The following is a 9494-nucleotide window of genomic DNA, read 5'->3' as shown; positions in this document are numbered from 1 at the left end:
GGCCGGGATGCCCGCCAGTTCCTTGCGGAGGCGGTCGCTGCTGACCAGCGTGACACCCAGGCGATCGGCCAGCGCGCCGGAGAGCGTGGACTTCCCGCTGCCCGGAAGCCCGCCGACGAGCGTCAGGCCGACAGCGGAGGTACGCAGGTGACGCAGCGCCGTCACGACGAGTCGCTGTGAGGCCGCCGCCGCGTCGGGCGCGCCCTGGCGTGCCTGGATCAGGGAGACCTTGGCACGGACGAACGCCCGGTAGGCGACATAGTGGTGCCACAGGGACGGTGGTGCCGGGTCGCCGGAGTACTCGCTGTACTGGGCGAGGAAGAATCGCGCGGCCTCCGGGGCACCCAGCTGTTCCAGGTCCATGGCGAGGAAGGCGGCGTCGTCGAGGCCGTCGACGTAGCGCAGGTGGTCGTCGAACTCCAGGCAGTCCAGGACGCGGGGGCCGTCGTCGAGGCAGAAGATGTCCTGGGCGAGCAGGTCGCCGTGGCCGTCGACCACTCGCCCCTGCTCGATGCGCGTGTCGAACAGTTGCTTGCGGCCGGAGAGGTAGCGGCGCACCAGCCGCTCGACTTCCGCCACGTCGTCGGGCACGTGGTCGTCGGCCAGCGTGCGGACCTGTCTGAAGCTTGCTTCCCAGCGCGACGCCAGCGCGTCCCGCGTCCCCTGCTCGTCCACGTCCCGGCTGCGGGGCGCGTCCGCGTGACGCGTGGCGAGCAGCCGGGCGATGGCCCGTAGGGCATCGTCGACGGCCGCGCCTTCCCGGACCAGCCGGGACAGGCGGCGCTCCGCCGGCATGCGGCGCATCACCACGAGCGGTTCGGGTACGTCCGCGTCCGGGCTGCGGATCTCCCCCAGGCCCAGGTAGACGTCGGGGGCGAAGCGACGGTTGAGGGCGACTTCCCGCTCGCACGCGGCCTGCCGAGCCGCCACGGTCGTGTAATCCAGGAACTCCAGGTCGACCGGTTTCTTGAGCTTGTAGACACGGTCACCGACGAAGAACACGACCGCGGTGTGGGTCTCGCAGACCTCGGCGCGCGGGAGCGGCGGGGCGTCGATGCCGGTACCGGCCCGAGGTACGGACGCGTCGGCCTGATGTTCTGACACCATCGGCTCCCTGCGGTGGCTCGGCTCAGTCATGGGGGACGACGGCGACGGGGCAGCGTGCGTGATGGATGGCGGCCTGGGCTACGGGACCCAGGCGTGGTGCCAAGGGGGGATGGTGCCTGCGTCGGCCGACCACCAGGAGTCCGGCGCCCTCGGCGGCCCGTACGACGGCACTGGCGGGGCTTTCGAGACGGATGCTGTCGGCTACCTCCACGCGCGGGAACTTCTCGCGCCAGGGGCGGAGGGCCTGCCTCAGGTGCTTCTGTGCGTCCTGCGTGATCTCTTTGGTGACGTCATGATCGACGCCCCAGGGAGCGTAGGCGTGGAGCGGCACGCTCCGGCCATGGACGGCCCGCAAAGGCAAGCCCCGCGCCGCGGCGGTGCCGAAGGAGAATGCGAGCACGTCTTCACACGGCCCGTGCAGTTTCAGTGCCACCACCACGTCGCCTGCCGTACCCGGCGTGGGCAATGGCCCCTCCTCGCGCGTTTGGGCACGTACCAGGACCACCGGCCGCTCGGCCCGTGCCACAACGGGCATGCTGATGTCACCCAGGAAGTAGCTCTGGATGGGCTCCAGCCCCCGCGAACCGAGCACGAGCATCTCGGACTCCGACGCCGCATGCAGCAGTGCGTCCTGGGCGTCGTCGGCGACCAGATTGCCGACGATGACCAGGCCTGGGTGGCGCGCTTGGAGCTCCGCCCGCGCGTTGTGCACAATCCGCCTCGCCCAGTAATTCTGATCCACCTCCGCGGGGATGCGGGTCGGTTCCGGCACCAGCAGGGGCCACGCGTGCAGCAGGCGCAGCGTGAGCTTGCGCCGCTCGGCTTCGTCGGCGGCCCAACGGGCTGCGGCAACGCTCTCGGGTGAGCCGTCGAGGCCCACGGTGACGACTGGCTCCATGGCGGCTGCCTCCGTCTCGTAAGAAGCTGGAATGAGGTGAACGAGCAGGCCTGTCCAGACTGCTGTCGTCCCGGTGCCCTTGAAAGTGGCCGTGCAGGCGACCGTGAGGGGTACTCGATGTGCGAGCGCCTGTGCCGCCAATGCGCGGCCGCTCCTCATTCGAGGAGTACCCCAAACCTTCCTGCGGCGCATGCGGACCCCGGTGTGGCAGGGCTCGGAAAGGCGCGGATTCCGGCATGAGGAGGAGGCAAGAGCAGTGGCGATCCCCCTGGTGGTCGGCATCGACGGATCCGAGGCGAGCCTTGAGTAGCCGCCGCGGCCTCGTCTTCCGACGACAACGGCCAGCGCATGTTCAGAGCTACGGGCCAGCTCTTCCACAGGGTGGCCGCGCACGACCTCGTGGGTCACCGGGACGTCGGAGTACTTGTCCGCCCACCCGGCCGTGGACTCCGAGAGCAGCCGACGGCGTTCGTTGAAGCCTGCCGACTCGTCGCCGAGGGAGAACACCGGGCGTGGCCACGCCCAGACCGCACGCAATGCGGCACCGCGCAGGCTCGCCTCCTCCACGGCCTGCGCCACCGCGCGGCGCGAGAAGAGACGCTGCCGTCGACGCCAACGACGAGGTACGGCGGCTCCTGGGTGATGTGTTCCGGATCGCCGACCACAACGACCGGACAGACCCCTGTGCGGTCACCGGGAACACCACGGAACCGCCGCTAAGAATCTCCTCTGCCCGGCTGAGGCGGCGAGTGCCAAGGACGATCATGTGCGCCTTCGCGGATTCGTGGCACAGCGAGAGGGCCCTCCGGATGGCGCGCCCGCACGAAGTAGGCCGCTGATTCAAGTGAGCCCGCACCCCACTTGCGCAGGGCGAGACGGTGCGGCGTGCCCTCTGAACGGAAAACCCCAGATCAGCCGGGCAGGCGGCAGCGTCCGGACGGCGTCAGCCGGGCGGACGGGCTTGGAAGAGTTGTGGTGCTAGGTTGCGGTTTCCACGGGGGCGAGGGTGACCTGGTGGCCGAGGGCCTGGAGTTGGCGGACGAGGGCTTGGGTCTTGCGGGCGGGGTTGACCAGGCGTTGGTGGTGGTCGGCCCCGAGGTCTTCGAAGCGGGCGGCGGGGTCGTTGATGATGTGCCAGACGATCACCAGCATCGACCGGGCCACCGCGACGATGGCCTTCTTGTGGCCTCGGTGTTTGACGAGTCTGCGGTAGCGGGCTCCGAGGAAGGTGTCGGTCCGGGCCGCGGCCATGGCCGCCTCCCCGATCATCCCCTTGAGCCACGGGTTGCCGTGCCCGGTGGGCCCTGAGGTGTTCTTGCCGCCGGACTGAATGGTGCGAGGTGCGAGCTTGGCCCACGACACCAGGTGGCCAGAGGTCGGGAAGACCCGCATGTCGGGGCCGAGTTCGGCAACGATTACCTCGGCCGCGGTCCGGCCGATCCCCGGAATCTCGTCCAGACGCTCGACCAGCGACAACAGACCCGCCCCGCCGGTCCCGCCCGGGGCGCCCCGGGGCCGGCTTGCGCCCTCGTCCGCCTCCGGCGGGCAGATCCCGGCGAGTTGAACGGTGATCCGCTGCGACAACTCCTCCACCTGGACGGTGATCCGGTCGATGGTGTCCAGCAGCAGCCGGCACAGGTAGGCGTGGTGATCGTCGAACTGGCCGGTCAGTGCCTCCACGAGTGCATCGTGCTTGGAGACCAGACGACCACGGGCCAGGTCGGCCAGCGCCCGCGGACTGCGCTCCCCACCGATCAGCGCCTCCAGCATGGCGCGTCCCGAGACACCGAAGATGTCGGTGGCCACCGACGAGAGCTTGATCTGCGCGTCCTCAAGCACCTTCTCGGTGCGTTGCTTGTTTCGGCTGCGCTCGCCGATGAAGACCGAGCGCAGCCGGGTCAGGTCGCGCAGTTCCCGGATCGGCTTAGGTGGCACGAAGGAAGGCCGGAGCATACCCCGCTCCGCGAGCTTGCACAGCCACACCGCGTCAAGCTTGTCGGTCTTGGGACGGCCCGGGACGTTCTTGACGTCGCGGGCGTTGACCAGCCAGCACTCCAGGCCACGGGCTTCGAGAAGATAGAACCACGGCTTCCAGTAACTGCCCGTGGCCTCCATGACCACCCGGGTGACGCCCTGGCAGAGCAGGTGATCGCCTAACTCCAAAATGGCGTTTGTGGTCGCCGCCACGTTCCACACCCGCTGGGTACGGCGTCCCTCGATCCTCTCGTGCGGCACGCGCAGGCACAGCATCCCGGACGCCTTGGCCACATCGACCGCAGCGACCCGATCCACCAACTCCACCGCCTGGTCGACCGGCTCGGACTCGTCCATCCACATCCCCTCCACTTCACGGATCCGCCAGGCGGCAACCGCCCGCAGGGCCGTGAGGGGAAACGAGAATCTGAACGGCGTGCTCGAAGGCGACAGTGCGCGGCCCCTCCGGCCGGCCCCGGCGCCAGACTCTGTCCCGGGCTCAGGGTCCCAAAGAGGGAGCGACGTCGACGGACGGCCACCACGACCCATTTTCACGCCTGTGAGGCGTCCCCGCAGGGGATATGGGGGACTCTGTGGGCGACGTCGGTGTGCTCCTCCATGGGCACCGCGAGCAGCAGGCGCACTGCCAGGTGCCTCTGCACGGCCTCGTCGGCGCCCCAGGCGAGAGCCAGAAGACTCGGCTTGAGCGGGTCGACACCCACTGTGATGTGACGGCGTTTTCTGGGGTCCGACATGTCTCCTCCGGGTGTCTCGGAGCGGCTTAACAGGAGGGGTTGCGGGGCTAGTGATCCGAGCGCCTGACGGCGCCACCCTGAGCGGGTGAAAATCGGTTGGTGGCCGTCCGGCGGACGTCGAGCGCAATGGCGCGTCCCGAGCCAGAGGCGAGCAGGCGTATTAGAGTCTTCCCCCGCCGCCAGTGCGGCCTGTGCCACCCGGCGCAGGTCCTCCTCGATGGCCCCCTGGTTCTGTGCGGTCGGCGGGACCAGTCGGGCCTCGGTTACAGTGCCGTCGGCCGCGAGCGCGTACCGGTGCGGGCGCCGACCAGCAGACTGACGTGGTGTCTCCCCCGGCCTCGACAGCGCCGCGCGCACCAGCGGACGTAGTGGTGCGAGGCCGATGCCCCCGCGACGATCAGGACATCCCCGCCGTCGGCGCGGCCGAGTTCCCATCCGGTGCCGAACGGGCCGCGCACGCCGACTGATTGGCCGGGCTCCGCCGCACACGGTGCCCCGAGACCGCTCCGACCGCCCGTCCGGTGTGTGCCAGGCGGTGGCCGATGAGGGGATGCCACTGACCGAGACGGATCTCGCCGACCCCGAACGCGTATAGCATCGCGAACTGCCCGGGCCGGAACGGCGGCAGGGGCTCGGCCACTGGCTCCAGCACCAGGGTTACGGTGTCGGCGTTCTCCGGGCGGCGGTGGACCACCCGGTACGGCAGCGGGGGAGCGCTCATCGGTCCGTTCCGCTGCCCTGCGGGCCGTAGAGGTCGAGCAGCCGGGTGCGCGCTCCGCGCAGGCGGTGCGCGATGATCTCGGCGACCCGGCGGGAGACCGCCCGGCCGAACACCGGATCGGCCTCGCACAGCGCGCGGACGACGGCCGCGTCGTACTCCTCCGCCCGGACCGGGCTCTGCGTTTGCGCCCCCAGGTGCCAGGTGCAGGGCGGGAAGAGCCAGGACCAGCCGAGCAGGTTCGCCCGGGCCGAGGGTCTCGACGACCGCGGTGCGCTGGCCGGGGACGTGCAGGTCGAGGGTGACCGAGCCGGTACGGATCCAGAACCGGTCGGCCCTGTGGCTCTCCTCGAAGATCCGGGTCCGGGCCGGGAAGGACACGTCGCGGGCGAGTTGCATCAGGCGTTCGCGGGCTTCCGGCGGCAGTGCGTCGAGCAGGCCTGTCGTGGTGGTGGTCATGACTGGGCCAGCTCGGCCAGGACGAGCGCGGCGTCCCGCACGGTCGGACCGATCACGGTCCGGTCGTGCGCGGCCAGCGTCGTCACGAGCGCGCCGAGCCCCGCGCGGTCGAGGACCGCTGGGGTGGCGTCGAATTCCGCCATGGCGTCCGCCCGGGGTCGTGGTCGATCAGTGGCCTGTCTTCACCAGGGTGTGCCGGGAAGGGCGTCGCGCGCTGGGGCCGACCGGCCCCTCTGCGGGGTCCGCCCGGTACTGCGGCCGGCCCGGCGCCAGCGGCTCCGAAGCCGCTCGCAGAAGTCCAGCGCCGGGGGCACCGCGGTCGCCACGAAGGTCATCGCGACACCCAGAAGCAGGAAGAACAGCGCGCTGAACCCGGGTGTCAGTGTCGTACGCATGGGTCACCTCCTGTGCTCTCAGTCGTTGATCGGCACCAGGACCACCGGGCAGTGGGCGTAGTGCAGCACCGCATGGGCCACCGGCCCCAGCCGCATCCCGAGCCCGCCGTCCCGCCGGTGGGCGCCGATCACCACGACGTCCGCCGCGCTGCTCGCCTCGACCAGCGCCCGGGCGGGAGCGCCGGAGACGGAGTCCACGCGTACGGCCACCTGGGGGAATCGGTCGATCAACCCGGACACGGAATAGCGGGCGAGTTCCTTGTGCTGGCGAGTCTGGGTTGCGAGATCCTGCTGTGCGGCAACCGACGATTCGCCCAGATGGAGATGCGGGTGCGTCCAGGTGTGCAGCACCCGTAGCCGCGCGCTCCGCCGTACGGCCTCCTCGAACGCGAACCGGGCGGCTTCGGCGTCTTCCTCGTCCGCCAGGCCCAGCAGCACCTTGTCGTGCAGCAGGCCGCGGCGGGCGGCCGCGTCCTCGCCCCGTACGACGAGCAGCGGGCTGTGCGCATGCGCCGCCACCCGCAGCCCCACCGAGCCGAGGAGCAGCCCGGCGAAGCCGCCCCGGCCGCGGGTGCCGACGACGGTGAGCGCGGCGGTACGGCCGCAGCGCACCAGCGCCGCGGCCGCGGGTTCGGCCGACAGCTCCAGGGTGACTGGGAGCCCGGGGTGCCGGTCGGCGACGAGCATCGCCGCCAGCCGCAGGAGGGTCCGGGCCGCCTCGGCCGGGGGACGGTCACGGTCTGCGTCCAGTCCGAAGCCGACCTCCGCCGGCTCGGGCCACGGCAGACCGAGGACGATCTGCAGGGTGGTCTCCCGGCGCTGCGCCTCGTCGGCGGCCCGGTCCAGGGCCCGTACGGCAGGGTCCGAGCCGTCGACCCCCACCACGACGCATCCCGGCGGGACCGGGGGTGTGTCCGGGCCGAAGCCGGTGTCGCTCATCGTCCGCCTCCCGTACTTGTCGGATCCCGGGCGATTCCGTCCGCCCGGGGGCGTGCGCTCGCGTATCCCACGAGCACCTCCATAGCGTGCAACTCCCCGTTCCAGCGAACTCCCGGCCGACGGCCGGGCCCAGGGCCGTTCGTCCCCGGGCGGCCCCCCACCGGCCCCTGGCGAGCGCCCCGGTCGGCACGGGAGATTCCTGGTGTAAGCACCGGCAACCGAAGGAGAGACGGAGGAGTCAAGCCATGGCCGGAAAGCTGGAGAGGCGCCAGGGGTGGCCGTTCACGCTGCCCGAACTCTTCGACTGGCTGGAGGCGGGCTTCCCCGCGATGCCGGCCGTGCGGACCGTTCCGAGGCTGCACGGCACCGCATCGAGGAGCAGCTGACCGACGGCAAGTACGTCATCAGTACCGAACTCCCCGGGATCGCCCCGGACCGGGACCTCGAGATCAGTATCCAGGGGATGTGCTGACCCTGCGCGCGGAGCGGAGCGAGGAGACCGAGGGAAAGCACCGCTCGGAGTTCCGCTACGGCTCGTTCGCGCGGTCGGTCCGGCTGCCCGCGGGGGCCCGGGGCGATCAGGCCAACGCCGACTACAAGGACGGCATCCTCACGTGATCCACGAACGCCACGACGTGGAATACGCCGACCTCGGCGACCAGTACTTCATCGAACTGCTCTGCGACCGTTCGGTGGTGCATGTCGCCTCTCCCTTCCGGGGTGTGACAGCTAGTCGTACAGCACCCGAGCCCGCTCCGCCACCGGCAGCGCGCCCACCGCCCGCCCGGTCAGCTGCGCGCACGCGGTCTCGATACCCTCACGCTGCCGCTGCCCGAACCGGGCCGCGAGGGTGGCGGCCGTGGTCGCGGCCGGCACCGGTGCGGGCCGCAGCCCCTCGCCGACCGCATCCGCCCGCAGGCGGTCGAAGCCGACCAGGTGGTCCTCGCCAGTCAACTGCACCACCGCACACCCCAGCACGAACTCCCCGCCCGTCAGGCCCCGGTCACGCTCCTTGACCGGGGCCTGTCCCCGCATCCAGCGCAGCCGTGACGCCCAGCGCCCGGTCCAACTCGGCCACCAGCACAAGACCGCCGTTCTCGGTCAACGACCCATCCGGCGAACCGACCCGGGCGTTCAGCCGCCTCCAGGGCTTGCTGGGCGTGCGAGAGGCGGTACGGCGGCAACGCGATATCTTCTTCACTCGAACAGGTGCACTTTCATGTTCGAGCAGACCAGGCGTAGGAACCTCGATCTTCTCAAACCGGAAGCGCACCTGTCGTCGTATCAGCCTCCCACCTCCGCCACTACCTGCGGATTCGGGTCTGATACGACTGAGGACCCCCGGACGGATACGCCAGGACGATCAGTCGGCTGCTGCGGAGGTGAGCCAGTCGCAGCAGCATGGCCGATCATCATGCCGGGCGGTCACCAGCCGCGCGAGGGCACCCATTCGAGCGCCCGCGCTCGACATCGCGAACACCCCGCACACCGGCCCCCCATCAGGGCGGAGGAGGTTATCGGCACGGGCAGGGTTTTTCGTTCCTGCTTCACCGCTCCGGGTTACCGCACCTTCGCCGGCATGGTGGTCGGGTTGATCGCACAGATGTGGCGGCGCGCGGTGTGCGGAATGCTGCCGGGCGCCGGGCTGGAACGCTTGTGGCACCACAGCCGCGCGCATCGGTTCTTCTCTACGACCCGCTGGTATGCAGACCAGGTGGGGCTGGCGTTGGCCGATGTCATCGTGGGTGTCTGCTACCCGCCGACTCGCCGATCACGGTGGTGGTCGACGACACGCTGTTCAAGCGGTCGGGAAAGAAGATATTCGGCGTCGCGTGGCACCACGACGGTGCGGCGAAGGGCCCTGACACTGCAACCGCACTCTTTGCGTCATCGCAGGTCAGGCAGGTTTCAGGATTCCTACGCCGTGACGGTTCGTCAGCAGATGGCGGCGATCGCCGCGCTCGATGAGGTCGCGAATCAGCTGGTCAGCGATCCGGAAAGCCGACAGCACGTCATGCCCGGTATGCAATGCACCCCACTCGACCTGCGGTGATTGCGTGAGTGCGGTTGCAGTACTAAGCCGATCGGGTTCGGGAACGCCGAATCGGGCGACAGAGTCCTACAGGATCGAGCGTCCTTCATCCGGTGTCATCGGTGGCTCGCAGGCGTGTGGTGAGCAGGGAACGTTCCGCGGGGTTCGAGGTGAGCCGTAGGGCATGCTCATCGGCCCGTCTGGCGTCATCGGTTCG

12 protein-coding genes and 2 pseudogenes are annotated in these 9494 nt (G+C 70.2%); 3 read left to right on the top strand and 11 right to left on the bottom strand.

Annotated elements, in window-relative coordinates; all coding sequences use genetic code 11:
* The 10 genes and pseudogenes from EFK10_RS45355 to EFK10_RS45310 all read right to left on the bottom strand — a co-directional run.
* Nucleotides 1–1107, bottom strand: a 1107-nt coding sequence (locus EFK10_RS45355) for a bifunctional aminoglycoside phosphotransferase/ATP-binding protein (protein WP_127361472.1), incomplete at its 3' end; no start/stop codon positions are given.
* Nucleotides 1108–1129: 22 nt separating this feature from the next.
* Nucleotides 1130–2005, bottom strand: coding sequence for a universal stress protein (locus tag EFK10_RS45350; protein WP_127361473.1), 876 nt, complete (start codon nt 2003–2005; stop codon nt 1130–1132).
* A 357-nt stretch (nt 2006–2362) separates the two neighbouring features.
* Nucleotides 2363–2572: pseudogene (locus EFK10_RS51675) on the bottom strand (universal stress protein); the annotation flags it as partial.
* Between the two features lie 411 nt (nt 2573–2983).
* Complete coding sequence (locus EFK10_RS45340) at nt 2984–4336, bottom strand: IS110 family RNA-guided transposase (protein WP_240677871.1); 1353 nt, start codon at nt 4334–4336, stop codon at nt 2984–2986.
* 194 nt (nt 4337–4530) lie between these two features.
* The gene (locus EFK10_RS48300; protein ID WP_164836459.1) at nt 4531–4734 is read right to left on the bottom strand and encodes an adenine nucleotide alpha hydrolase family protein; all 204 of its coding nucleotides are present in this window, start codon (nt 4732–4734) and stop codon (nt 4531–4533) included.
* A 397-nt stretch (nt 4735–5131) separates the two neighbouring features.
* Nucleotides 5132–5455 (bottom strand): ferredoxin reductase domain-containing protein, encoded by a 324-nt coding sequence (locus EFK10_RS45330; RefSeq protein ID WP_127361470.1) that lies wholly within the window; start codon nt 5453–5455, stop codon nt 5132–5134.
* A pseudogene (locus EFK10_RS45325) lies at nt 5452–5911 on the bottom strand (Crp/Fnr family transcriptional regulator). The gene EFK10_RS45330 and the pseudogene EFK10_RS45325 overlap by 4 nt, the downstream one beginning before the upstream one ends.
* Nucleotides 5908–6054 carry a hypothetical protein gene (locus EFK10_RS45320; protein ID WP_407647274.1) on the bottom strand — a complete coding sequence of 49 codons (147 nt, stop codon included), beginning with the start codon at nt 6052–6054 and terminating at the stop codon, nt 5908–5910. Before EFK10_RS45320 ends, EFK10_RS45325 begins: the two are co-directional and overlap by 4 nt.
* Before the next feature lie 39 nt (nt 6055–6093).
* The gene (locus EFK10_RS45315; protein WP_127361469.1) at nt 6094–6306 is read right to left on the bottom strand and encodes a hypothetical protein; all 213 of its coding nucleotides are present in this window, start codon (nt 6304–6306) and stop codon (nt 6094–6096) included.
* 18 nt (nt 6307–6324) lie between these two features.
* The gene (locus EFK10_RS45310; RefSeq protein ID WP_127361468.1) at nt 6325–7245 is read right to left on the bottom strand and encodes a universal stress protein; all 921 of its coding nucleotides are present in this window, start codon (nt 7243–7245) and stop codon (nt 6325–6327) included.
* Between the two features lie 245 nt (nt 7246–7490).
* On the opposite strand from EFK10_RS45310, the gene EFK10_RS51665 reads away from it, so the two are divergent.
* Nucleotides 7491–7631: a hypothetical protein gene (locus tag EFK10_RS51665; RefSeq protein ID WP_240677870.1), complete on the top strand. Its 141-nt coding sequence runs from the start codon at nt 7491–7493 to the stop codon at nt 7629–7631.
* A 79-nt stretch (nt 7632–7710) separates the two neighbouring features.
* A complete protein-coding gene (locus tag EFK10_RS51660) occupies nt 7711–7863 on the top strand; it encodes an Hsp20/alpha crystallin family protein (protein ID WP_240677869.1) in 153 nt (50 codons plus the stop codon).
* A 111-nt stretch (nt 7864–7974) separates the two neighbouring features.
* Here EFK10_RS51660 and EFK10_RS45300 read toward each other — a convergent pair whose 3' ends face one another.
* Entirely contained in the window at nt 7975–8280 is a 306-nt protein-coding gene (locus EFK10_RS45300; RefSeq protein WP_127361467.1) for a hypothetical protein, read from the bottom strand.
* A gap of 184 nt (nt 8281–8464) precedes the next feature.
* Here EFK10_RS45300 and EFK10_RS45295 point away from each other — a divergent pair, with 184 nt between their 5' ends.
* Complete coding sequence (locus EFK10_RS45295) at nt 8465–9298, top strand: transposase (RefSeq protein WP_127361466.1); 834 nt, start codon at nt 8465–8467, stop codon at nt 9296–9298.
* Nucleotides 9299–9494 lie beyond the last annotated feature (196 nt).

Source organism: Streptomyces soli, from assembly GCF_003999195.1.
Taxonomy (GTDB): Bacteria; Actinomycetota; Actinomycetes; order Streptomycetales; family Streptomycetaceae; genus Actinacidiphila; species Actinacidiphila soli.
Note: the sequence above shows the minus strand (reverse complement) of the source record. Positions and strands in the feature narration are given on the sequence as shown.

Coding starts and splice junctions, on each gene's coding strand:
- EFK10_RS45340 (WP_240677871.1), bottom strand. CDS start 4,336: ATGGACGAGTCCGAGCCGGTCGACCAGGCGGTGGAGTTGGTGGATCGG.
- EFK10_RS51665 (WP_240677870.1), top strand. CDS start 7,491: ATGGCCGGAAAGCTGGAGAGGCGCCAGGGGTGGCCGTTCACGCTGCCC.
- EFK10_RS45350 (WP_127361473.1), bottom strand. CDS start 2,005: ATGGAGCCAGTCGTCACCGTGGGCCTCGACGGCTCACCCGAGAGCGTT.
- EFK10_RS45295 (WP_127361466.1), top strand. CDS start 8,465: ATGTTCGAGCAGACCAGGCGTAGGAACCTCGATCTTCTCAAACCGGAA.
- EFK10_RS45310 (WP_127361468.1), bottom strand. CDS start 7,245: ATGAGCGACACCGGCTTCGGCCCGGACACACCCCCGGTCCCGCCGGGA.
- EFK10_RS45315 (WP_127361469.1), bottom strand. CDS start 6,306: ATGCGTACGACACTGACACCCGGGTTCAGCGCGCTGTTCTTCCTGCTT.
- EFK10_RS48300 (WP_164836459.1), bottom strand. CDS start 4,734: ATGTCGGACCCCAGAAAACGCCGTCACATCACAGTGGGTGTCGACCCG.
- EFK10_RS45330 (WP_127361470.1), bottom strand. CDS start 5,455: ATGAGCGCTCCCCCGCTGCCGTACCGGGTGGTCCACCGCCGCCCGGAG.
- EFK10_RS45320 (WP_407647274.1), bottom strand. CDS start 6,054: ATGGCGGAATTCGACGCCACCCCAGCGGTCCTCGACCGCGCGGGGCTC.
- EFK10_RS45300 (WP_127361467.1), bottom strand. CDS start 8,280: ATGCGGGGACAGGCCCCGGTCAAGGAGCGTGACCGGGGCCTGACGGGC.